Source organism: Microbacterium sp. 13-71-7 (assembly GCF_002257455.1).
Classification (GTDB): domain Bacteria; phylum Actinomycetota; class Actinomycetes; order Actinomycetales; family Microbacteriaceae; genus Microbacterium.
In genome coordinates this window covers 1-21,093 of record NZ_NCKN01000020.1, presented here as the reverse complement: position 1 = coordinate 21,093, position 21,093 = coordinate 1, and the positions used below count along the sequence as shown (strand labels likewise).

Sequence of the window (21,093 nt, the reverse complement as noted above, 5' to 3'; positions counted from 1 at the left end):
GGTCACAGCCCTGTCAGCCGGTAGCCCACGCCGCGCACCGTCTCGATGAGCGCGGGCCGCGCGAGCTTGCGCCGGATCGACGCGACGTGCACCTCGAGCGAGCGGGCGAAGCTCTGCCAGTCCGTGTTCCACACCTCGCGGATGAGCCGCTCCCGTGGTACGGCGACGCCCGGATAGCGGGCGAGCACCGCGACGATGTCGAACTCCTTGCGGGTCAGCTCCACGGGTTCGCCGTCCACGAGCACCCTGCGGGCGACCAGATCGATCCGCACCCCGTCGATGTCGATCCCCACGGGGCCCACCTCGGCGCCGATCGCGTGGCTGCGGCGGGTGACCGCCTCGATCCTGGCCAGCAGCTCCTGCACGTCGTAGGGCTTGACGAGGAAGTCGTCGGCGCCGGCCCGCAGCCCCCGGATGCGCTCGTGCACCTGACTGCGCGCCGTGGCGATGAGGATCGGGACGCCGCTGATGGCGCGGATGCGCCGGCACAGCTCGATGCCGTCGATGTCGGGGAGGCCGAGGTCGAGGATGACCGCCTCGGTATCCGTCCCGAGCATGTCGAGAGCGCCGCGTCCGTCCCCCGCGCGCTCGACCGCGTAGCCGGCGCGGCCGAGGAATCCGGCAAGGGCATCGGCCACGCGCTCGTCGTCTTCGACGATGAGGATCTTCATACCGGAGGCGCGTCCCCTGCGGTCCCTAGGCCCGCTGCGCGAACGCGCTCTCGTACAGGCACACGCTCGCGGCGGTCGCGAGGTTCAGCGATTCCGCCCTGCCGAAGATCGGCAGCCGCAGCGCCCGGTCGGCCAGCTCCAGCGCGTGCTCCTCGAGCCCCCGCGCCTCGTTGCCGAACAGCCAGGCCGTGGGCCGGGCCAGCACGCCCTCGGCGCGCGCCGTGAGCAGGTCGTCGCCCTTCACGTCGGCCGCGACCACCTGCAGGCCCGCCGCGTGCGCACGTTCGACGACGTCGGCGAGCTCACCGCCGACCGAGACCGGCAGGTGGAACAGGGATCCGGTGGTCGAGCGCACGACCTTCGGGTTGTACAGGTCGACCGTGCGGCCGGTGAGCACGACGGCGTCGGCTCCCGTCGCATCGGCGGCGCGGATGATCGTGCCGAGGTTGCCGGGATCGCGCACCTCCTCGCAGATCGCCACGAGGCGCGGCGAGGCGGCGAAGATGTCCCGCACCGAGGTGGGCGTCTGCCGGGCGACGGCGACGACCCCCTGCGGGGTGACGGTGTCGGCCATCGCCGCGAGCACGAATTCGGTCACGTACTCGAAGCGCACGTCGGCGTCGGCCGCGGCCTGGCGCAGGTCGCCGTGCTTGTCCCAGGCGGTCGGCGTCGCGAAGAGCTCGACGATCGCCTCGGGCCGGTAGGACAGCGCCTCACGCACCGCCTGCGGTCCTTCCAGAAGGAACAGGCCGGTCTCGGTGCGGGCACTGCGCTTGGTGAGCTTGGCGACGGCGCGCACGCGCGGGGATCGGGGATTCTCCAGCACCCTCACAGTCTAGGGACACCGAAGGGGCGCCGCCCTCTCGGACGACGCCCCTTCGTGATTCAGATGCTTACGCAGCCGACTTGGGCGCGTTGACGTCCGCCGGCAGAGCCTTGCGGGCCGTCTCGACCAGAGCGGCGAAGGTCGCCGGCTCGTTCACCGCGAGCTCGGCGAGCATGCGGCGGTCGACCTGGACGCCGGCGAGACCGAGGCCCTGGATGAAGCGGTTGTACGTGATGCCGTTCTGGCGGGCAGCGGCGTTGATGCGCTGGATCCACAGACGGCGGAAGTCGCCCTTGCGCTTGCGACGGTCGCGGTACGCGTAGACGAGGGAGTGGGTGACCTGCTCCTTCGCCTTGCGGTACAGGCGCGAGCGCTGGCCACGGTAACCCGAGGCGCGCTCGAGGATGACGCGGCGCTTCTTGTGAGCGTTGACGGCGCGCTTGACTCTAGCCATTTTCGTGTATTCCTATCGTGCGATCGGCGTCAGCGGCCGAGGAGCTTCTTGGCGACCTTGGCGTCTGCCTTCGACAGCACCTGGTCCTGGTTGAGGCGACGGGTGCGACGGCTCGACTTCAGCTCGAGGTTGTGGCGCATCCCGGCCTGCTGCTTCTTCAGCTTTCCGCTGCCGGTGATCTTGAAGCGCTTCTTGGCACCCGAGTGGGTCTTCTGCTTCGGCATCTTCTCTTCCTTCGTATGGCGCCCAGCTGGGCGACAGGGTTCTGCCCGTCGTGCGGGAGGTCTGTGTGGGGCTGTCGGATCCGGGGATCACTCAGCCGGAGCGGCCGGTTCGGCCGGAGCCGTCGGCGCGGCCGGGGCGCCGGGCGCCTTGGCATCGCGGGCGGCCTGCTTGTTGGCCGCGCGCTGTGCGTCGCGCACCGCGTTCTGCTCGGCCTTCGCCTCGGACTTGTTCTTCAGCGGTGCGACCACCATGACCATGTTGCGTCCGTCGATGGTGGGGTTGGACTCCACCGTGCCGAACTCGGCCACGTCCTCCGCGAACTTGCGGAGGAGTCGCACGCCCTGCTCGGGACGGGACTGCTCGCGGCCGCGGAACAGGATCATCGCCTTCACCTTGTCGCCCGCCTTGAGGAAGCCCTCGGCGCGCTTGAGCTTCGTCGTGTAGTCGTGCGCCTCGATCTTCAGACGGAAGCGCACCTCCTTCAGGATCGTGTTCGCCTGGTTGCGGCGAGCTTCCTTCGCCTTCTGCGCGGCCTCGTACTTGAACTTGCCGTAGTCCATGATCTTGACCACGGGAGGCTTCGAGTTCGGGGCGACCTCGACGAGGTCGAGGTCGGCTTCCTGCGCAAGACGCAGCGCCGCCTCGATACGGACGACGCCGATCTGCTCACCCGCGGGGCCGACGAGGCGGACCTCGGGGACGCGGATGCGCTCATTGGTGCGGGGATCGCTGATGCGGACTCCTTAGACGATGGTTTCGGCCACCGCGATCCGGACGGATCACGGGCGAAATCGGAATCGTCCCACCCGCCGGCATTCAGACGCCGGCGGCACCCTGACCCGCTGCGCAGCCTTCGCTGCACAGCGGCTACCGATGTGAATCGGCGGAGTGCTGAACCCGGTAGCCTTGAGCGGCAAGCGCGGGTGGGAAGTGAATCCTCTTTCGTGCCGGGACGTGAAGTCCCGGAGCCCGCAGAAGTCTATCAGAAGGCAAGACCTTCGGAAAGCCGGCACAGTGAGCACTCCCGCGCCCGACGGCCACGAGCACGTCACCCCCCTCTCCCCCGATGCCTCGGGAGCCGCCCGCGACATCGCGGATGTGGCCGCCGTCGAGGTGATCACCACCGCCGCCGTGCACCTGCTGAGCGCGGCCGCGGTCAAGGTGGGTCTCGCGGACGACCCCGAGACGCAGAAGGACCTGGACGAGGCGCGCAAGCTCATCAACGCCCTGGCCGGCCTCATCACGGCCGCCGCTCCCGAGATCAGCGACATGCACGCGCGCTCCCTGCGCGACGGCCTGCGCTCCGTGCAGCTCGCCTTCCGCGAGGCCTCGGTCATCCCGGACCCGATCGGACAGGGCCCCGGCGAGAAGTGGACCGGGCCGGTCAACTGAGCCCGCACCCGCGCTGAGCGGCCGGATCCGGATCCGTCAACGTCGGGCGAGGAAGACCCGGAAGCCGGTGTCGGACTCGAACGCGTCGACGGCACCCAGACCAGCCTCGGCGACCGCCGTCGCGACCCAGTCCAGACCGCGCGAGGTCGTCGTGCCGTCGCCGCCCGCGGCCAGGTTGTCCTGCATGCAATAGAACAGCCCGGCCGCGTGCGTGGAGAGGACGAACGGATCGGCGGCGATGTCGCGATCGACGTCCCCGGTCATCGACGTCTCGGCGATGAGCAGGACGCCTTCGCCGTCCAGCGCGCCCGCCATCTGCCGTACGGCCGCGGCAGGGTCGCCCAGATGGTGCAGCGCGTCCAGGCACGTGACGAGGGCGAACGCCCCGTGGTCGCCGAGGCGCTCCGCGGTCTCCGCGAAGAGGGTGAGGTTCGGCACGTCCGTCCGCGGTCGCGCGCCGGGATCGATTCCGATCACCCTGCTGCGCGGGAACGCCCGCGCCAGCTGAGCGGTGGCGTCGCCGTCGCCGCACGCGATGTCGGCGATGGCCGCGCCGGCGCCGAGCCTCGCGTCGAGCGCGGGGTCGCGCGCGATCCACTCGTCCACGAGTGCGGCGGCGTAGAGGCGGCTGTTGATGCGGCTGGCCGCGGCGCCGAGTTCGGCGAACGCCTCTGGCTCGACTCCCTCGCCGGTGCGCATGGCGTCGGGGATCCGGCGCACGCCCTCCCCGGAGATCGCGAAGACGAAGTCGAGGATCCCCCTGGCGTCGATCGGAAAGCCGTCGTCGAACGTCGCGGCCGCCTCAGGGGTGAGGCGGAACACCCCTGCCTCGTGCCGGGCGTAGCCGGCCGCGTGCATGCAGCGCAGCCACTGCTCCACGTTCCGCTCGTCGAGGGAGGAACGCGCGGCGATCTCGGCGGCATCGCCGGGACCGTCGAGCAGCGCCGCCAATGCGCCGGAGCGATCGCCCACCGCGAGGACCTGCATCGCGTACATCCCATTGAGATGCTGCAAGAGCAGCGGCGCGGCCTCCGGCATGCCGCGACTCTAGACCTCGCCCTGAGCCGGCGGAAGAGTCGGCCGTCAGGCGCTCGCGCGCAGGCGCACGGTGAGCGAATCGACGAGCACCGCGATGCGGTCGTCCGCGGCCCAGCGCTGCGCGAGGCGGGCGAGGACGGCGTCGAGCGTCTCCCGGTCCAGGCCCTCCACGAGTTCGAGCGTCACGACCAGCTCCGGTCCGCGCAGGCGCGCGTCCGGGTCGCCGGCGGAGACGGCGACGTCGATCACGGCGAGCTCGCTGCCGACGCTCTCCAGCAGACCCGCGTAGACCTCGGGCGAGAGGAAGCTCGGCTCCCAGTGCTGCCCCTGCGCGATCGCCCACACCGCGGGGCGGCGCAGGACGAACTCCGTCGCGGATCCGGGATCCAGCACGATCAGCTCCGCATCGCCCGAGGAGGCGGAGAGCGCGACGCGGGCGGCCTCGACGGGAATGGGGCGCGCGACCGGATCCCAGGAGCGCATGGTGTCGACGCTCGTGAAGGCAGGCTGCACCGTGCGCCCGTCCGGCGCGGCGACCGTGACGAGGGAGAGCTCCTGCGTCTTGTCCACCGTCAGCCCGGAGGGCGCCACGCCCTCATCGCCCTTCTCCGCGACGAGCGGCACGAGCACGCGCGCCGTGCGGAGCGCGTCCACGACCTCGGCCTGGGAGCCGTCGCCGGCGCGGAAGCGCGTCAACGCGTCCCAGAGGGCCGGATCCGCGGATCCGTCGTCGCTCGCGCGCGTGTTCTCCTGGAAGGAGCGTCCCGCCCAGGGAACCCCGGCGGAGTCGCCCGTGTTGCCGTGCGCCGCGTGGTCGTGGTCGCAGGCGCCGGACGCGGCGTGGTCAGGATCCGGCGACATCCAGCGCCTCGGCCAGGGTGAACGCGCCGGCGTACAGCGCCTTGCCGACGATCGCACCCTCGACGCCGAGCGGCACGAGCTCGCGGAGCGCGGCGATGTCGTCGAGGTTCGCGATGCCGCCCGACGCCACGACGGGCTTCGGCGTGCGTGCGGTGATCTCGCGGAGCAGGTCGAGGTTCGGGCCCTTGAGCGTGCCGTCCTTGGTGACGTCGGTGACGACGTAGCGGCTGCAGCCCGCGTCCTCGAGGCGGTCGAGGACCGTCCAGAGGTCGCCGCCCTCCTTGGTCCAGCCGCGGGCGGCGAGCGTCGTGCCGCGGACGTCCAGGCCCACGGCCACCGCGTCGCCGTAGCGGGCGATGACGTCGGCCGCCCACTCGGGGTTCTCGAGCGCCGCCGTGCCGAGGTTGATGCGGGATGCGCCCGACTCCAGCGCGGCCTCGAGGCTGACGTCGTCACGGATGCCTCCGGACAGCTCGACGTTGACACTGCGGAACTGCTTGATCACGCGGCGCAGGATCGCGGTGTTGCTGCCACGGCCGAAGGCGGCGTCGAGGTCGACCAGGTGGATCCACTCCGCTCCCTGATCGACCCACTCCGCGGCGGCGTCCATCGGGTCGCCGTAGCTGGTCTCGCTTCCGGCCTCGCCCTGGGTCAGGCGCACGGCCTGTCCACCGGCGACGTCGACGGCCGGGAGGAGGGTCAGAGAGGGGGACTGCGCGAACTCGTTCATGTCGTCCTTCGGGTCACGATGCGCCGCGCGCTTCGGGCGCGGCACGAGAGAAGAGAGTAGTCCGCGCGCGGTCGGGGCACCAATCCCCCGCCGTCGCACGGCGCCTGCGGGTCAGAGCGTGGAGATCCAGTTCCGGAGCAGCTGGATGCCGGCCTCGCCGGACTTCTCCGGGTGGAACTGCGTTGCGGAGAGCGGGCCGTTCTCCACCGCCGCGAGGAACCGCGAGCCGTGCTCGGCCCAGGTCAGGTGCGGCTGCGGGAACGGCGGCATGACCTCGAGCTCCCAGGTCTGCGCCGCGAAGGAGTGCACGAAGTAGAAGCGCTCGTGCTCGATCCCCCGGAACAGCACGCTGCCCGGGTCCGGCTCGACCGTGTTCCAGCCCATGTGCGGCAGGACCGGTGCGTCGAGCTCGGTCACGATGCCGGGCCACTCGCCGAGCCCGTCGACCTCGGCGCCGCGCTCGACGCCGCCCTCGAACAGGACCTGCATGCCCACGCAGATGCCCAGCACGGGACGGCCTCCGGCCAGGCGCCGCTCGATGATCTCGTCCCCGCGGTGCGCAGCCAGCGCCTCGCGGACAGCCGCGAACGCACCGACACCAGGCACCACGAGCCCGTCCGCTTCGAGGGCGGCCGTGCGGTCACCGGTGAGCTGCGCGTCCGCTCCGGCGCGGATGAGCGCCTTCACCGCGGAGTGCACATTGCCGGAGCCGTAGTCGAAGACCGCGACGGTCGGACGACGGCCCTCCGCGCCCTCGCTCACAGCGCGCCCTTGGTCGAGGGCACGCCGAGGACGAGGGGGTCGAGCGCCTTGGCCTGACGGAACGCGCGTGCGAAAGCCTTGAACTCGGCCTCGGCGATGTGGTGCGGGTCGCGGCCGCTGATCACGCGCACGTGCACGGTGAGGGCGGCGTTGTATGCGATCGCCTCGAAGACGTGTCGGACGAGCGACCCCGTGAAGTGGCCTCCGATGAGGTGGTGCTCGTAGCCGGCCGGCTCGCCCTCGTGCACGAGGTAGGGACGCCCGGAGATGTCGACGACCGCCTGCACGAGCGCCTCGTCCAGCGGGACCAGCGCGTCGCCGTAGCGGGAGATGCCGCTCTTGTCGCCGAGCGCCTCGCGGATCGCCTGGCCGAGCACGATCGCCACGTCCTCCACCGTGTGGTGCGCGTCGATGTGGGTGTCGCCCGAGGCGCGCACGGTCAGGTCGGTCAGCGAGTGCTTCGCGAACGCCGTCAGCAGGTGGTCGAAGAACGGGACCGAGGTGTCGATGTGGCTCTGACCCGTGCCGTCGAGGTCGAGCTCGAGCTCGATCGTCGACTCGGACGTGGAGCGGGTGCGGCGCGCGGTCCGGGCCGCAGCGGGGGTCTCAGCGGTCATGAGGCCGATCCTATCGAGGCGAGGGCGTCCAGGAATGCGGTGGTCTCGGCCTCGGTGCCGGCCGTGACGCGCAAGTGGTGCGGGATGCCGACATCGCGGATCAGCACCCCCTTGTCGTAGAGGGCGCGCCAGGTCGCCGCGGGATCCGCGACGCCGCCGAACAGCACGAAGTTGGACCAGGACGGGTGCGGTGCGTACCCCAGAGCCTCGAGCGTGGCGGAGATCCGGTCGCGCTGTCCGACGATCTCGTCGACCATCGCGAGCATGATGGGAGCGTTCCGCAGCGCCGCGATCGCCGCCGCCTGGGTGAGCGCGCTCAGGTGGTACGGGAGGCGCACCAGACGCAGCGCGTCGATGAACGCCGGATCCGCGGCGAGGTAGCCGACCCGCGCTCCGGCGAAGGCGAACGCCTTGCTCATGGTGCGGGACACGGCGAGCCGCGGTCGCCCCTCGAGCAGGGTCAGCGCGGTCGGCGAATCCTTCGGGGCGAACTCCTGGTACGCCTCGTCGACGATCACGATGCCTCGCGCCGCTTCGTACACCGCTTCGATCACCTCGAGCGGCAGCGGGGTGCCCGTGGGGTTGTTCGGCGCGCACAGCAGGATCACGTCGGGATCGTGCTCCCTGACCTGAGCGACCGCCTCGTCGACCGTCAGCTCGTAGTCGGGGTGGCGGACGCCGGCGACCCAGGTCGCCCCCGTGCCCTGGGCGAGCAGCGGGTACATCGAGTAGGTCGGAGCGAACCCGAACACGGTGCGGCCCGGCCCGGCGAAGGCCTGCAGGATGTGCTGGAGGACCTCGTTGGATCCGTTGCCCGCCCAGATGTTCGCGGCGACGAGATCGTGGCCGAGATAGCCGGCGAAGGCCTCCCGCAGCTCGGTGAACTCGCGGTCCGGGTAGCGGTTGACATCGCGCAGTGCGACGGCGATGTCGTCGAGGATGTCGCTCGCGACCTGCTCGGGCACCGGATGCGTGTTCTCGTTCACGTTCAGCGCCACGGGCAGCGGCGCTTGCGGGGCGCCGTAGGGCCGGAGGCCGCGGAGGTCGTCACGAAGGGGTAGATCGTCGAGCGAGACAGTCACCCTGCCATGCTAGGCGGCCCGGCTGTGGCCTTGATAACGCATGACGATCAGCGTCCGGTCGCGCCGTACTCCGCCGGGATGGCCAGGTGCTGCCCGACCTCGATCACGCCGCCGTCGACGAGGTTCAGCTGGGAGATCTTGGCGATGACGTCGCGCGGGTCGGCGTTCGGCGCGACCTCGCCCGCGATCGACCACAGGGTGTCGCCGGGCTGCACGGTGATGGTCGCGAAGGTGTTGCCCGTCGTCTGCTCACCGGAGGCGAGCGCGGATCCGCCGCTCAGCGCCGCGAACGCGATCGCCGCAGCCACCGGGAGCGCGACCAGCGCGGCGAGCACGCGCCGACCGCGTGCGGTGATCCGCAGACGCGTGGCGGGAACCGGACCGGCGAAGGTGATGCTGCTCATGGTGCTTCTCCTCAGTGTCTGTGTCGGTTCGCCTCTCCCCGGATCCGGACCCTCTGTCGAGAGATCTTCGAATCCGGGCCTCTGGAGAGGCGAACCTACGTACCGAAACTACTTTCGAGTTCGAACATCTGTCAAGCATTCTTCGAATATCGGTTCCGATGAATCGCCGACACGCTCGAACAGATCTATCGATTCCGCCCCGATCTCGGATACGGTTTCGATACGAAGACCCCATCACGGACCACCGACATTCGAATCGCCGCCCGCGAATCCATGCCGATCACCGGATCCGCGAGGGCCCGATGCACACGAAGGAGATGGCATGAGCGACGGTGCGAACCTCGGCTCCGAGGCCCCGCGGACGCGGCGCCGCAAGAGCCTCAGTGCGAAGCAGATGGCGATCCTCGAGGTCATCCAGACCTCGATCGCCCGGTACGGCTACCCGCCGAGCATGCGCGAGATCGGCGACGCCGTGGGTCTCAAGTCCCTCAGCAGCGTGACGCATCAGCTCGGCCAGCTGGAGCTCAGCGGCTACCTGCGCCGCGACGCCGGTAAGACCCGCGCCATGGAGGTCCTCATCGACCTGCCTGGCCTCTCGACCGAGAACCCGGCCGACGCCGCCCCCTCCGTCGGGGACGCCGCCCTGGTGCCGCTCGTGGGCCGGATCGCCGCCGGCGTGCCGATCACGGCGGAGCAGCAGGTCGAGGAGATCTTCCCCCTCCCCCGTCAACTGGTCGGCAAGGGCGACCTATTCATGCTCAAGGTCTCGGGCGAGTCGATGATCGACGCCGCGATCTGCGACGGCGACTGGGTGGTCGTGCGCTCGCAGGGCACCGCGGAGAACGGCGAGATCGTCGCGGCCATGCTCGACGGCGAGGCCACGGTCAAGACGTTCCGCCGCCGCGACGGGCACGTGTGGCTGCTCCCCCGCAACAGCGCCTTCGAGCCGATCCTGGGCGATGACGCCACGGTGCTCGGCAAGATCGTGGCGGTGCTGCGCGCGGTCTGACCCGCACCCCATCCACGTCGAGGCCCCCTCTGCGCGTCGAGGCCCCCTCCCAGATCCGGATCTGGGAGGGGGCCTCGGTGCTGCGAGGGGGCCTCGATGAAGACGCCCGACGCGGGGAAGTCAGACCGCGACCGACACGTCCTCGCGGACGCGGCGCGTGGCCTCGACGATGTTGCGCAGCGAGGCGTTGGTCTCCTCGTAGCCGCGGGTCTTCAGACCGCAGTCCGGGTTGACCCAGAGCTGACGCGTCGGGATCTCCTCGACCGCGCGGCGCAGGAGCGCCTCGACCTCGGAGGCGTCCGGCACGCGCGGCGAGTGGATGTCGTACACACCGGGGCCGATGCCGTGGTCGAAGCCCGCCGCGGCGATGTCCGTGACGACCTCCATGCGGCTGCGGGCGGCCTCGATCGAGGTGACGTCCGCGTCGAGCGCGCGGATCGCGTCGATCACGACGCCGAACTCCGAGTAGCAGAGGTGGGTGTGCACCTGCGTGGCCGTCTCCGCGCCCGCTGTGGACAGCCGGAACGACGCGACGGACCAGTCGAGGTACGCCGGCTGGTCGGCCTTCTTGAGCGGCAGCAGCTCGCGCAGCGCCGGCTCGTCGACCTGGATCACGCCGATCCCCGCGGCCTCGAGGTCTGCGATCTCGTCGCGCAGCGCGAGGGCGACCTGGTTCGCCGTCTCGGCGAGGGGCTGGTCGTCGCGGACGAACGACCAGGCGAGGATCGTGACGGGCCCCGTCAGCATGCCCTTCATCGGCTTCGCGGTGAGGGACTGCGCGTACTCCGACCAGGCGACCGTGATCGGCGCCGGACGGGAGACGTCGCCCCAGAGGATCGACGGTCGCGTGGCGCGGGATCCGTAGGACTGCACCCAGCCGTTCTCGGTGACGTCGAAGCCGTCGAGGTTCTCGGCGAAGTACTGCACCATGTCGTTGCGCTCGGGCTCGCCGTGCACGAGCACGTCCAGGCCCAGCTCCTCCTGGAGCGTTACGACCCGGCCGATCTCCTCGCGGAGGAAGCCGTCGTACTCGGCCGCGGTGATCTCGCCCCTGGTGAACTGCGCGCGGGCGCGGCGGATCTCGCCCGTCTGCGGGAAGGATCCGATCGTGGTGAGCGGCAGGGCGGGGAGGTCGAGCGCGATCGACTGCGCGGCGACGCGGGCCTCGTAGTCGCCGCGGTCGAAGTCGGCGTCCGTCAGCGCCGAGGTGCGCGCGCGGACGGCGTCCACGCGCACGCCGGGAGCGCCGAGCCGGTCCGCCAGGGCGGCGGAGGCGGCGTCGAGCTCGGCGGCGATCGCGGCGCGACCTTCGGCGAGGCCCTTGGCGAGAGTCGTGACCTGAGCGACCTTCTGGTCGGCGAACGCGAGCCAGCTCACGAGGCGCGCGTCGAGCTTGGTCTCGTCCTCGACGTCGTGCGGCACGTGCTGCAGCGACGTGGACGTCGCCGCAGCCACGCCGGCCGCCCCGAGGGCGCGCAGGGACTCGAGGGTGTCGAACGCCGCGGAGAGGTCGCCGCGCCAGATGTTGTGGCCGTCGACCACGCCGCCGACGAGCACCTTGTCGGCGAGGCCCGGGACGGATGCCGGCACGGTGCCGCGCACGAGGTCGAGGCCGATCGCCTCGATCGGGGCGGCGGCGAGGACCGCGAGGTTCGCGTCGAGCGCCGCGTACGGGGCCGCGACGAAGATCGCCGGGCGCTCGGCGAGCCCGCCGAGGACCGCGTATGCGCGCTCCGCGGCCGTGCCGAGCGCGGCGACCGAGGCAGGGAGCGACTCGCTCACGAGCGCCGGCTCGTCCAGCTGCACCCACTCGGCGCCGGCGGCCTTGAGCGCACCGAGCACCTCGGCGTAGACAGCGACGAGGTCGTCCAGGCGCGACAGCGGGTCGAAGCCCTCCGGCGCCTCGTCGGCGGCCTTGGCGAGGGCCAGGAACGTGACGGGCCCGACGAGCACGGGACGGGTGCGGAAGCCGGCCTCCGCCGCTTCCTGCACCTGACGCACGACCCGGTCGCTGGACAGGGAGAAGACGGTGTCGGGGCCGATCTCGGGCACGAGGTAGTGGTAGTTCGTGTCGAACCACTTCGTCATCTCGAGCGGGGCGCGCTCGCCCTCGCCGCGGGCGACCGTGAAGTACGCCGGCAGGCCGATCGTGCCGTCGGCGGACCGCAGGTCCTCGAAGCGGGCGGGGATCGCACCCACGGTGACCGCGGCGTCGAGCACCTGGTCGTAGAACGAGAACGACTCGGGGATCGCCGAGTCGGAGCGGCCGAGGCCCTGCGCCGCGAGGCGCTCGCGCGTCGTCGCGCGCAGCTCGGCCGCGGTGCGCTCGAGCTCTGCCTCGTCGATCCGTCCGGCCCAGAACGCCTCGACGGCCTTCTTGAGCTCACGGCGACGGCCGATGCGCGGGTAGCCCAGGACGGTGCCCTCGGGGAATGCGGTCATGACGGTCCTCTCTGACGGAAGGGGGAAGGATGCGGGCTAGTGCGCGCCGCTGGTCTCTGCGAACTGGAGGGCGCCGTCCGTGGGGGACGCCGCCGAGCCCTCGGGAAGGACCCCGGCGGCCGTGAGCACATCCAGCACCGTGCGGTGCTGGTTGAACGCGTACAGGTGGATGCCGGGGGCGCCGCCGTCCACGAGCTCCCGCACCAGCTCGGCCGCGTGCGCGACGCCGATCTCGGTACGGCCCTCGACGGTCGGCTCGACCTCGAGATCGATGGACAGCTCGGCGGGAAGCTCTTCGCCGCTGAGCTCCAGCACGCGGCGCAGGCGCGCGGGCGACGTGATCGGCATGATGCCGGGGAGGATCGGGATCGTCACGCCCGCGCGGCGTGCGCGTTCGACGAAGGCGAAGTAGTCGTCCGGATGGAAGAACAGCTGCGTGATCGCGAGGGTCGCCCCCGCGGCCTGCTTGGCCAGCAGCGCGTCGATGTCCTGGTTGCGGTAGGTCGAGCGCGGATGCCCGTTCGGGTAGGCCGCGACGGCGATGTTCACCTTCCGACGCGGGGTCACCTGCACGGCTCCGGGAACGCCGGGGATCGGCCGCTCCTGGTACGGGGCACGCTCGGCCTGCGCCCGGTCGATGAGCTGCACGAGCTGCGCCGAGCTCTCCAGGTCCCCGAGGAACGGCTGGCTCTCATCGAGCGGCGGGTCGCCGCGCAGGGCGAGGAAGCTGAGGATCCCGGCGTCGAGGAACTCCCGGATCAGCCGCGAGGCTCCGGCGTAGGTGTTGCCGACGCAGGTCAGGTGCGCGAGCGGCTCGACGGCGGTGTGCTCGCGGATGTAGCGCAGCACGTCGAGCGAGCGCCCGCCGACGGATCCGCCCGCGCCATAGGTCACGGAGATGAAGCGCGGCGCGGCCGACGCGAGCTGCTGGATCGTCTCGTGCAGCGCCTCGATCGGCGCCGTGGTGCGCGGCGGGTACAGCTCGAAGGAGATCGGGACGCGCGGAACGACGGCCCCGGCGGGGGCGAACGGCGGCGCGTCGAAGGACATCTCTCTCCTGGGTCGGGGCGGTCACCCCACGCTAGGCGGCGCCGCCATGCGGCGCATGCTGTGTTTCGCCATGTGTCGGCGCCTCCGGGCGGCCGCTGCACGGCGCAGGACGAGACCGCGCTCCCCGGTTCTCCTAGGCTCGGATCATGACGACTCCGCACGGATCCTGGCCCTCTCCGCTGTCTGCTGCCGACTTCGCCGTCGCCGGCACGAAGATCGACGGCGCCCGCTATGCCGCGGGCGGGATCTGGTGGAGCGAGTCGGTGCCGCAGGAGCGGGGGCGCATGCGCGTGATGCGCCGCGACGCCGACGGCGACGCGCGCGAAGTGCTGCGCGCTCCGTGGAGCGCCCGCTCCCGCGTGCACGAGTACGGCGGCGGCGCATGGACCGTCGCCCAGGACGGCACGCTGCTCTTCGTGGATGGCGAGGATCAGCGCGTGCACCGGCTGGATCCCGGCGCGGACGCACCCGTGCCGCTCACCGCGTCCGGTCCGCGGTACGGCGGCCTGCGCGTGCAGCAGGGGCGCCTGTTCGCGGTGCGCGAGGACCTGCGGGCCGCGCCGCACCAGCGCGCGATCGTGGAGATCCCGCTCGACGGTTCCGCGGCCGAGGACGACACCGCGGTCGCCACGATCCTCAGCGGCGACGGCTTCTTCGCGCATCCCGCCCTCTCCCCCGACGGGACCCGGCTCGCCTTCGTCGCTTGGGACGAGCGCCGGATGCCATGGGAGCACGCCATCGCCTTTGCCGCGAACCTCGAGACGGGAGCCCGCACCCCGATCCCCGCCCGCGCCGCGCTTCAGCCCGAGTGGCTCTCCAACGACGAACTGCTGTTCGCCGACGACGTGTCCGGTCGCTGGAACCTGTACCGCGCGCGCGTCGGCGAGCAACCCGTGCCTCCGATCCCGACGCCGGCAGCCTCCACGGAGATCTTCTCCCCCGCCGATGCCGACACCGGTGGCGGGCTGTGGGTGCTCGGCCAGCGCTGGTTCCGGGTTCTCGAGGACGGCAGGATCCTGGCCGTCCGCACGAACGGATCCGACACGCTGGTGCTCATCGAGCGGGACGGCACGGAGCGCGAGCTCGCGGTCCCGTTCGACGGCGACCTCAGCCTGGAGGACGCGCAGGGATCCCTGGTGCTGATCACGGGTCAGGGTGCCCGGGTCACGCCAGGGCTGTGGGAGCTGGACATCGACGCGGGCGTCGCGCGCCCGATCCGCGGCGGCGCGCCCGTCGACCCCGCGTGGGTGCCCGGCGCGAGGCCGGTGAGCTTCGACGGCCCCCACGGCCCGGTGCACGCGTTCGACCACGCCCCGGCCAACCCGGATGCGGATGCGGATCCGCAGGCGCTGCCGCCCTATGTCGTGCACGTGCACGGAGGGCCGACGGCCCACTCCTCTGGCTCACAGGCGGGATGGATCACGTACTTCACGAGCCGTGGCATCGGCGTGCTCGAGGTCAACTACGGCGGATCCAGCGGCTACGGCCGCGCCTACCGCGAGCGGTTGGACGGCCAGTGGGGCATCGTCGACGTCGACGACGTGCTGGCGGCGGCCCAGGGCCTCGCGGACGCGGGCCTCGCTGATCCGGCGCGCATCGCGATCCGCGGAGGATCCGCCGGCGGCTGGACCGTGCTGTCCGCCCTCGTCCGCGGCGGCATGTTCGCCGCGGGCCTCGACCGGTACGGCGTCGTGGATCTGCGGCTGCTGGCGGAGGAGACGCACGACTTCGAGCGTTTCTACCTCGACGGCCTCGTGGGACCGCTGCCCGAGGCGGAGCAGACGTACATCGACCGCTCACCGCTCACCCACGCGGACCGCATCGATGTGCCGGTGCTGATCCTGCAGGGCGCCGACGACGCGGTCGTGCCGCCGTCACAGTCGGAGGCGATCCGCGATGCGCTCGCCGCACGCGGAGTGCCGCACGAGTACGTGCTGTTCGAGGGCGAGGGGCACGGGTTCCGTCAGGCGGACACGATCATCGCGGCCGCCGAGGCGGAGCTGCGCTTCCTCGGCTCGGCGTTCGGCTTCGATCCGATCCCGTAGGCCGTCCGCGCGCGGCGGTCACTCCCCGAGGCGGTTGCGCGTCCGCATGGCGCGCTCCGCCTCGCGGGAATCCTGACGCTCGCGCAGCGCCTGGCGCTTGTCGTACTCGCGCTTGCCCTTCGCGAGGGCGATCTCGACCTTCGCGCGCCCGTCGGAGAAGTACAGCCGCAGCGGGATCAGCGTGTAGCCGCCGGCGGAGACCGCGTGCGAGAGCTTGGCGATCTCCTCCTTGTGCAGCAGGAGCTTGCGGATCCGCTTGGCCGAGTGGTTCGTCCAGTGCCCCTGCGAGTACTCCGGGATGTGCACGGCGTCGAGGAACGCCTCGTTGCCCTTGATGAACGCGTAGCCGTCCGTCAGGTTCGCACGCCCCTGGCGCAGCGACTTCACCTCTGTGCCGGTGAGCACGAGCCCCGCCTCGTACGACTTCTCCAGGTTGTAGTCGTGACGTGCGCGACGATTGGTCGCGATGACCTTCTCCCCGCGTTCCCTGGGCATGGTTGTCTCCTGCTGTTCGTATGACGGATCCGGCGCTCGCCGGTCAGGCCCGAGAAGGCCAGCCCGCCAGTCTATACACGGAAGGGCCTCCGCCGCACGGACGGCTCAGGCGCGCAGCCAGCGACGGATCGCGAAGCCGGCGCTGAGCGCGGCGAGGATCACGCCGATGCCGATGAGCACCGGCACCACCAGCATCGCCTCGTTCAGGCCGACCCAGGTCGTGATGAAGGAGACCCGCTTGGTGAGGTACTCCTGCACTCCGAAGTGCACGCCCAGCAGCACCGCGACGCTCGCGAGCACGGATCCGATCACGGCGGCGAAGACGCCCTCCAGGACGAACGGCGTCTGGATGAATCTGTTCGAGGCGCCGACGAGGCGCATGATCCCGATCTCCCGCCGTCGCGCGTACGCCGACAATCGGATCGTGGTGCCGATCAGCAGCACCGCGGCGATCAGCATCAGCACCGCGATCCCGACGGCGATATAGGTCGCGACGGTCAGCGCGTTGAAGAGCGGATCCAGGTACTCGAGCTGATCCTTGACCTCGTCCACGCCCTTGACGCCGCTGAACGCCTCGGCGATGACGGCGGACTGGGTCTGGTCCTTGAGGTTGACCTTGAAGACCGCGTTGACCTGATCCGCCGTGAGCACGCCCGCGTAGTCCTTGCCGACGAGCTTCAGGGTCTCCTGGTACGCCTGGTCCGCGGTCTGGAAGCTGCTCTTGGAGATCAGCGGCTTGAGGGTCGCACCGTCGAGCTCCGCCTGCACGGCCTTGATCTGGTCCTCCGTCGCGGTGCCGCCGATGCAGCCCGGCGACGTCGAGACCGACGAGCACATGTAGATGGCGACCTGGGCGCGGTCCTGCCAGTAGGCGCGCATCGTGCCGATCTGCGCCTGCATCAGGATCGCCGCGCCCACGAAGGTGAGCGAGACGAAGGTGACCAGCACCACGGAGATCACCATGGAGGCGTTGCGACGCAGGCCGGTGAGCGCCTCGCCGAGGATGAGTCCGAACCTCATGACGTCGGACCCACTTCCTCGTCGTCGCCTTTATCGAGCCCCAGCCGATCGGCCACGCCCAGCTCGGCGAGGTCCACGGCGGGGACGGTGATCGGGTGCGTCACGGGACGCGCGTCGTCGGACGGCTTGACCGTCGCCTGCGAGGGCGCGGCCGCCGCAGAAGCGGCCTCCGGCGCCACCGCCGGGCGGTGATCCACGACCGGGACGGGCGGGGAGGCGGGATCCGCGATCGCGGCCTCCGTCTGGCGGTGCACCTCGCGCACGGTCTGCAGTGCGGCGGTGGCCGCGGCTCCGCGGATCGCCTCCGGCTCCAGGCGCGGGACGTTGGATGTGTCGCCGTAGCCGCCGCCCACCTCGTCGCGCACCATCTCGCCGTCGCGCAGCTCGATCACGCGGCGCTGCATCTGATCGACGAAGGCCGCCTCGTGCGTGGCCATGAGCACGGTGGTGCCGCCGGCGTTGATCCGGGCGAGCAGCTGCATGATGTCGACCGAGGTGCCGGGGTCGAGGTTTCCGGTGGGCTCGTCCGCGAGCACGATCTGCGGACGGTTCACGATCGCGCGGGCGATCGCCACGCGCTGCTGCTCACCGCCGGAGAGCTCGTGCGGCAGGCGCTTCTCCTTGCCGCTCAGACCGACGAGCGCGAGCGCCTCCGGCACCGCCTGCTGGATGAATCCGCGGGAGGCGCCGGTCACCTGCAGGGTGAAGGCGACGTTCTGGTAGACGGTCTTGGAGGGCAGGAGGCGGAAGTCCTGGAAGACGGATCCGATGCTGCGGCGGAAGTACGGGACCTTGCGGTTCGCGATGGACTTCAGATCGCGCCCGAGCACGGCGACGCGGCCGGACGTGGGCGACTCCTCACGGAGGATCAGCTGCAGGCAGGAGCTCTTCCCGGATCCCGACGCGCCGACGAGGAAGACGAACTCGCCTCGCTGCACCTCGAAATCGACCCCGGACAGCGCGGGACGCTTGGTGCCGCGATAGCGCTTGGTGACGTTCTCGAATCGGATCATGGCGTGTCGAGCCTAAACGGGCGCCGCACGCAGCCCGCGAGCGACACCCCACCGCGGCGGGTTCCCCCGGCTATGAGGTGCCTGGGATCGTCAGGAGGGTTCGAGGCCGATCACGAACGCGAGGAACGTGACGATCGCGGCGAACAGCGCCAGGCCTCCCACGGTCGCGCCGACCGTGCGCCATGCTCTGGTCGTGCTCATCCTGCGCACCTCCTCGGAAGGCTGGGGTGACCCCCGATTCTACCGCCGAAGGCGCGGAGCCCACCAGGATTCCGACGTCAGAGCCGGATGAAGATCGGCGGCCCTGAGCTGGCCCACGGCGCGTGGTGCTCGACGTAGCGTCCCCAGTCCGGCGCGTCGATGATGCCGCCCGCGCCGTCCCAGATGCCGATGTGCCGCCCCGGCCACCACACCAGGTCGCCGGCGCGCGCCTCGTCGGCGGAGATCACCGTGCCCAGTGCCGCCTGGTTGTCGGCGCCGCGGGGAAGGCTGATGCCGAAATGCCCGTACACGTACTGCACGAGCCCGTCGCAGCCGAAGGAGTCGCTCGGATCGGCGCCCCAGCCGTAGGGGACGACGCCCACGAACGTCTGGGCGTACGCGACGACGGCGTCGCCGGAGTACTCCTGCGCGGGAGCGGCGGGCGCCGCGGAGCTCGCGGCAACGGAGGGCGGTGCACTCGGCGGGACGACCGGAGCCGGCGGCGTGTAGAGGACGTCGAAGGCGGCGCGGGTCGTGGCGGGCTCCTGCGCGGCCGACGCGACCGTGTAGGTCTGCGGCGCGACGACGAGCGACACCGTGTGCGCGGAAGAAGCGGGAGCTCCCGGCGCGAAGGCGTACGCCGCCGTCGCAGCCACCGGGACGATCAGCGCCGCGATCGCGCAGCCGGCCGCCGTCTTCCGTGTCACAGTCATCGGGATTCTCCGTGTCACAGCCATCGGGTCACCACCCTATGACAATCACGGGCGCGGCGCCCTGGAAAGTCCCTGAATCGGCGACGCCGAAGGGTCAGTCGTCGTCGTCCTTGCGCTTGCGCCAGCGGATCCCCGCGGAGATGAAGCCGTCCAGGTCGCCGTCGAACACATTCGCCGGGTTGCCCGACTCGTGTCCCGTACGGAGATCCTTCACGAGCTGCTGGCCGTAGAGGAAGTAGGAGCGCATCTGGTCGCCCCAGCTCGCGGTGATGTTGCCGGCGAGCTCCTTCTTCTTCGCGGCCTCCTCCTCCTTCTGCAGCAGCAGAAGGCGGGTCTGCAGCACGCGCATGGCGGCGGCGCGGTTCTGGATCTGCGACTTCTCGTTCTGCATCGAGACGACGATGCCGGTCGGGAGGTGCGTGAGGCGCACGGCGGAGTCGGTCGTGTTGACCGACTGGCCGCCGGGGCCGGACGAGCGGAACACGTCGACGCGGATGTCGCCCTCGGGGATGTCCACCTCGGTGGCCTCCTCCATGAGCGGGATGACCTCGACCGCGGCGAAGGACGTCTGGCGCTTGTCGGCGGATCCGAACGGGCTGATCCGGGCGAGACGGTGCGTGCCGGCCTCGACCGAGAGCGTGCCGAACGCGTACGGCGCGTCGACCTCGAACGTCGTGGACTTGATACCAGCGCCCTCGGCGTAGGACGTGTCCATGATCTTGACGGGGAACTTGTGGCGCTCGGCGTAGCGCAGGTACATGCGCAGCAGCATCTCGGCGAAGTCGGTGGCGTCGTCGCCGCCGGCGCCCGAGCGGATCGTGATGATCGCCGCGCGCTCGTCGTACTCGCCGTCCAGCAGGGTCTGCACCTCGAGCTGGTTGACCGTCTCGGTGAGGGAGGCGAGCTCGGCGCGCGCCTCGGCCGCGGAGTCCTCGTCCTCCATCTCGTTGGCGAGCTCGATGAGCACCTCGAGGTCGTCGAGGCGCTGCTCCACCTCGGTGACGCGCTTGAGCTCCGACTGGCGGTGGCTGAGCGCGCTCGTCACCTTCTGAGCCTTCTCGGGGTCGTCCCAGAGGTCGGGCGCGCCCGCTTCCTCGCTGAGGCGTTCGATGTCGGCGCGGAGCCCCTCGACGTCGGCGACCTCGCGGATGTCGCCGAAGGTCTGACGGAGGGCCGCGATTTCGGCGGAGAGATCAAGTTCGAGCATGGCACCTCAGAGTATCGCGCGCGGCGATGCCCTGACGACCCATCGACTCGTCCACCCAGGGCTGGACACGAGAACGACCACGGGATCGGCTGTCGAACCCTGGCATTCTTCGTACTTTTGTACTATGATCGGGTCATGGAGAACATGGACGATCCGGCCCCGCGACTCGCGTCCGCGGCGGAGATCGTCGGCTTCGTCCTGGGCGATCTCGCCCGCAACGACCACGAGGTGAACCGGCAGGCCGCCCTGCGCTCGGAGCGCATCCTCGAGGTGATCGAACTGGCGCGCCGGCACCCCGACCTCTACACGGCCGACGCCGATCCCGGTTTCGCCGAGCGCGCGGCGGTCATGGACATGGCGTTGCGCTTGCAGCTCTCCGAAGACCAGGTGCGCGCCATGCAGGCGACCGCCGAATTCGCGATGACGCTGCTGCCGAACGTCTGGGAACGCGCGCGTTCCGGCTTCTGCTCCCCCGCGGCGGTGCAGGACGTCGTCTCCCGCGTGCGGGTGCTTCAGGCGCCGGTCGATGCGACGGACGACGCCCTGGCGGAGGCGCGCGGAGCGATCTCCGCGGTCGACGAGGCTGCCGCGGGCTGGGTGCTGACCTGCACTCCGGCGATGCTGCGGCGCAAGGTCCGCACCCTCGTGGACAGGCTGCTCGGCGACCGCACCGTGCGCCGTCATGCTCGGGCCATGGAGGACAGGGCGGTGACCTTCACCGAAGCAGGTGACGGCATGTCGTGGTTGAGCATCTACGGCCCGACAGCCGACCTGCACGCCGCCTATCACCGGCTCTCGGCCACGGCGAAGCACATGCAGAAGGCGGAGCGGGGCGG

General features: G+C 71.0%; 23 protein-coding genes. 4 read left to right on the top strand and 19 right to left on the bottom strand.

What is annotated here, in order from left to right:
• Positions 1 to 2: 2 nt before the first annotated feature.
• From B7X32_RS03535 to infC, 5 genes are all read right to left on the bottom strand, one after another.
• Positions 3 to 671: a response regulator transcription factor gene (locus B7X32_RS03535; protein ID WP_292716114.1), complete on the bottom strand. Its 669-nt coding sequence runs from the start codon at positions 669 to 671 to the stop codon at positions 3 to 5.
• Between the two features lie 25 nt (positions 672 to 696).
• Entirely contained in the window at positions 697 to 1,497 is an 801-nt protein-coding gene (locus B7X32_RS03530; RefSeq protein WP_292716112.1) for an RNA methyltransferase, read from the bottom strand.
• Positions 1,498 to 1,564: 67 nt separating this feature from the next.
• Positions 1,565 to 1,951, bottom strand: a complete 387-nt coding sequence (gene rplT, locus B7X32_RS03525; RefSeq protein WP_045272308.1) for a 50S ribosomal protein L20 — start codon at positions 1,949 to 1,951, stop codon at positions 1,565 to 1,567.
• 29 nt (positions 1,952 to 1,980) lie between these two features.
• Positions 1,981 to 2,175 (bottom strand): 50S ribosomal protein L35, encoded by a 195-nt coding sequence (gene rpmI, locus B7X32_RS03520; protein ID WP_182253581.1) that lies wholly within the window; start codon positions 2,173 to 2,175, stop codon positions 1,981 to 1,983.
• A gap of 87 nt (positions 2,176 to 2,262) precedes the next feature.
• On the bottom strand, positions 2,263 to 2,910 hold the full coding sequence (gene infC / locus B7X32_RS03515; protein WP_292716147.1) for a translation initiation factor IF-3: 648 nt from the start codon (positions 2,908 to 2,910) through the stop codon (positions 2,263 to 2,265).
• Positions 2,911 to 3,265: 355 nt separating this feature from the next.
• On the opposite strand from infC, the gene B7X32_RS03510 reads away from it, so the two are divergent.
• Positions 3,266 to 3,568, top strand: a complete 303-nt coding sequence (locus B7X32_RS03510) for a DUF1844 domain-containing protein (RefSeq protein ID WP_105689329.1) — start codon at positions 3,266 to 3,268, stop codon at positions 3,566 to 3,568.
• A 36-nt stretch (positions 3,569 to 3,604) separates the two neighbouring features.
• On the opposite strand, the gene B7X32_RS03505 is transcribed toward B7X32_RS03510, so the two are convergent.
• From B7X32_RS03505 to B7X32_RS03475, 7 genes are all read right to left on the bottom strand, one after another.
• Positions 3,605 to 4,606, bottom strand: coding sequence for a class I SAM-dependent methyltransferase (locus B7X32_RS03505; protein WP_292716098.1), 1,002 nt, complete (start codon positions 4,604 to 4,606; stop codon positions 3,605 to 3,607).
• 45 nt (positions 4,607 to 4,651) lie between these two features.
• Complete coding sequence (locus B7X32_RS03500) at positions 4,652 to 5,467, bottom strand: SseB family protein (RefSeq protein WP_292716095.1); 816 nt, start codon at positions 5,465 to 5,467, stop codon at positions 4,652 to 4,654.
• Positions 5,451 to 6,197, bottom strand: a complete 747-nt coding sequence (gene priA / locus B7X32_RS03495; protein ID WP_292716092.1) for a bifunctional 1-(5-phosphoribosyl)-5-((5-phosphoribosylamino)methylideneamino)imidazole-4-carboxamide isomerase/phosphoribosylanthranilate isomerase PriA — start codon at positions 6,195 to 6,197, stop codon at positions 5,451 to 5,453. The genes B7X32_RS03500 and priA overlap by 17 nt, the downstream gene beginning before the upstream one ends.
• A gap of 111 nt (positions 6,198 to 6,308) precedes the next feature.
• A complete protein-coding gene (gene hisH / locus B7X32_RS03490) occupies positions 6,309 to 6,959 on the bottom strand; it encodes an imidazole glycerol phosphate synthase subunit HisH (RefSeq protein ID WP_292716089.1) in 651 nt (216 codons plus the stop codon).
• The gene (hisB, locus tag B7X32_RS03485; protein ID WP_292716086.1) at positions 6,956 to 7,576 is read right to left on the bottom strand and encodes an imidazoleglycerol-phosphate dehydratase HisB; all 621 of its coding nucleotides are present in this window, start codon (positions 7,574 to 7,576) and stop codon (positions 6,956 to 6,958) included. The genes hisH and hisB overlap by 4 nt, the downstream gene beginning before the upstream one ends.
• Positions 7,573 to 8,658 (bottom strand): histidinol-phosphate transaminase, encoded by a 1,086-nt coding sequence (locus B7X32_RS03480; RefSeq protein WP_292716084.1) that lies wholly within the window; start codon positions 8,656 to 8,658, stop codon positions 7,573 to 7,575. Before B7X32_RS03480 ends, hisB begins: the two co-directional genes overlap by 4 nt.
• 47 nt (positions 8,659 to 8,705) lie before the next feature.
• Positions 8,706 to 9,062 carry a LysM peptidoglycan-binding domain-containing protein gene (locus B7X32_RS03475; RefSeq protein ID WP_292716081.1) on the bottom strand — a complete coding sequence of 119 codons (357 nt, stop codon included), beginning with the start codon at positions 9,060 to 9,062 and terminating at the stop codon, positions 8,706 to 8,708.
• Between the two features lie 322 nt (positions 9,063 to 9,384).
• Here B7X32_RS03475 and lexA point away from each other — a divergent pair, with 322 nt between their 5' ends.
• Complete coding sequence (gene lexA / locus B7X32_RS03470; protein ID WP_292716078.1) at positions 9,385 to 10,071, top strand: transcriptional repressor LexA; 687 nt, start codon at positions 9,385 to 9,387, stop codon at positions 10,069 to 10,071.
• A 120-nt stretch (positions 10,072 to 10,191) separates the two neighbouring features.
• On the opposite strand, the gene metE is transcribed toward lexA, so the two are convergent.
• Both metE and B7X32_RS03460 read right to left on the bottom strand, forming a co-directional pair.
• A complete protein-coding gene (metE, locus tag B7X32_RS03465; protein WP_292716075.1) occupies positions 10,192 to 12,513 on the bottom strand; it encodes a 5-methyltetrahydropteroyltriglutamate--homocysteine S-methyltransferase in 2,322 nt (773 codons plus the stop codon).
• A 36-nt stretch (positions 12,514 to 12,549) separates the two neighbouring features.
• Positions 12,550 to 13,563: a methylenetetrahydrofolate reductase gene (locus tag B7X32_RS03460; protein WP_292716072.1), complete on the bottom strand. Its 1,014-nt coding sequence runs from the start codon at positions 13,561 to 13,563 to the stop codon at positions 12,550 to 12,552.
• Positions 13,564 to 13,709: 146 nt separating this feature from the next.
• Here B7X32_RS03460 and B7X32_RS03455 point away from each other — a divergent pair, with 146 nt between their 5' ends.
• On the top strand, positions 13,710 to 15,608 hold the full coding sequence (locus tag B7X32_RS03455) for a prolyl oligopeptidase family serine peptidase (protein WP_292716069.1): 1,899 nt from the start codon (positions 13,710 to 13,712) through the stop codon (positions 15,606 to 15,608).
• Positions 15,609 to 15,626: 18 nt separating this feature from the next.
• Here B7X32_RS03455 and smpB read toward each other — a convergent pair whose 3' ends face one another.
• The 5 genes from smpB to prfB form a co-directional block, all read right to left on the bottom strand.
• Entirely contained in the window at positions 15,627 to 16,103 is a 477-nt protein-coding gene (gene smpB, locus B7X32_RS03450; RefSeq protein ID WP_292716067.1) for an SsrA-binding protein SmpB, read from the bottom strand.
• Positions 16,104 to 16,208: 105 nt separating this feature from the next.
• Positions 16,209 to 17,123: a permease-like cell division protein FtsX gene (gene ftsX / locus B7X32_RS03445; RefSeq protein ID WP_292716063.1), complete on the bottom strand. Its 915-nt coding sequence runs from the start codon at positions 17,121 to 17,123 to the stop codon at positions 16,209 to 16,211.
• A complete protein-coding gene (gene ftsE, locus B7X32_RS03440) occupies positions 17,120 to 18,136 on the bottom strand; it encodes a cell division ATP-binding protein FtsE (protein ID WP_292716060.1) in 1,017 nt (338 codons plus the stop codon). The genes ftsX and ftsE overlap by 4 nt, the downstream gene beginning before the upstream one ends.
• 278 nt (positions 18,137 to 18,414) lie before the next feature.
• Positions 18,415 to 19,050: an NlpC/P60 family protein gene (locus tag B7X32_RS03435; protein WP_292716057.1), complete on the bottom strand. Its 636-nt coding sequence runs from the start codon at positions 19,048 to 19,050 to the stop codon at positions 18,415 to 18,417.
• A gap of 94 nt (positions 19,051 to 19,144) precedes the next feature.
• Positions 19,145 to 20,257: a peptide chain release factor 2 gene (prfB, locus tag B7X32_RS03430; RefSeq protein ID WP_292716053.1), complete on the bottom strand. Its 1,113-nt coding sequence runs from the start codon at positions 20,255 to 20,257 to the stop codon at positions 19,145 to 19,147.
• 135 nt (positions 20,258 to 20,392) lie between these two features.
• Between prfB and B7X32_RS03425 the strand changes: the two genes are divergently transcribed.
• Positions 20,393 to 21,093 (top strand): DUF222 domain-containing protein (locus B7X32_RS03425; protein ID WP_292716050.1); only part of this gene is annotated, 701 nt, incomplete at its 3' end.

Excerpts from the sequence above, each read along its gene's own strand:
- B7X32_RS03500 (WP_292716095.1), bottom strand. The coding sequence starts at position 5,467 with ATGTCGCCGGATCCTGACCACGCCGCGTCCGGCGCCTGCGACCACGAC.
- prfB (WP_292716053.1), bottom strand. The coding sequence starts at position 20,257 with ATGCTCGAACTTGATCTCTCCGCCGAAATCGCGGCCCTCCGTCAGACC.
- B7X32_RS03535 (WP_292716114.1), bottom strand. The coding sequence starts at position 671 with ATGAAGATCCTCATCGTCGAAGACGACGAGCGCGTGGCCGATGCCCTT.
- rplT (WP_045272308.1), bottom strand. The coding sequence starts at position 1,951 with ATGGCTAGAGTCAAGCGCGCCGTCAACGCTCACAAGAAGCGCCGCGTC.
- smpB (WP_292716067.1), bottom strand. The coding sequence starts at position 16,103 with ATGCCCAGGGAACGCGGGGAGAAGGTCATCGCGACCAATCGTCGCGCA.
- ftsX (WP_292716063.1), bottom strand. The coding sequence starts at position 17,123 with ATGAGGTTCGGACTCATCCTCGGCGAGGCGCTCACCGGCCTGCGTCGC.
- hisB (WP_292716086.1), bottom strand. The coding sequence starts at position 7,576 with ATGACCGCTGAGACCCCCGCTGCGGCCCGGACCGCGCGCCGCACCCGC.
- B7X32_RS03475 (WP_292716081.1), bottom strand. The coding sequence starts at position 9,062 with ATGAGCAGCATCACCTTCGCCGGTCCGGTTCCCGCCACGCGTCTGCGG.
- rpmI (WP_182253581.1), bottom strand. The coding sequence starts at position 2,175 with ATGCCGAAGCAGAAGACCCACTCGGGTGCCAAGAAGCGCTTCAAGATC.
- metE (WP_292716075.1), bottom strand. The coding sequence starts at position 12,513 with ATGACCGCATTCCCCGAGGGCACCGTCCTGGGCTACCCGCGCATCGGC.
- priA (WP_292716092.1), bottom strand. The coding sequence starts at position 6,197 with ATGAACGAGTTCGCGCAGTCCCCCTCTCTGACCCTCCTCCCGGCCGTC.
- lexA (WP_292716078.1), top strand. The coding sequence starts at position 9,385 with ATGAGCGACGGTGCGAACCTCGGCTCCGAGGCCCCGCGGACGCGGCGC.
- B7X32_RS03460 (WP_292716072.1), bottom strand. The coding sequence starts at position 13,563 with ATGTCCTTCGACGCGCCGCCGTTCGCCCCCGCCGGGGCCGTCGTTCCG.
- B7X32_RS03435 (WP_292716057.1), bottom strand. The coding sequence starts at position 19,050 with ATGACTGTGACACGGAAGACGGCGGCCGGCTGCGCGATCGCGGCGCTG.
- ftsE (WP_292716060.1), bottom strand. The coding sequence starts at position 18,136 with ATGATCCGATTCGAGAACGTCACCAAGCGCTATCGCGGCACCAAGCGT.
- B7X32_RS03505 (WP_292716098.1), bottom strand. The coding sequence starts at position 4,606 with ATGCCGGAGGCCGCGCCGCTGCTCTTGCAGCATCTCAATGGGATGTAC.
- B7X32_RS03455 (WP_292716069.1), top strand. The coding sequence starts at position 13,710 with ATGACGACTCCGCACGGATCCTGGCCCTCTCCGCTGTCTGCTGCCGAC.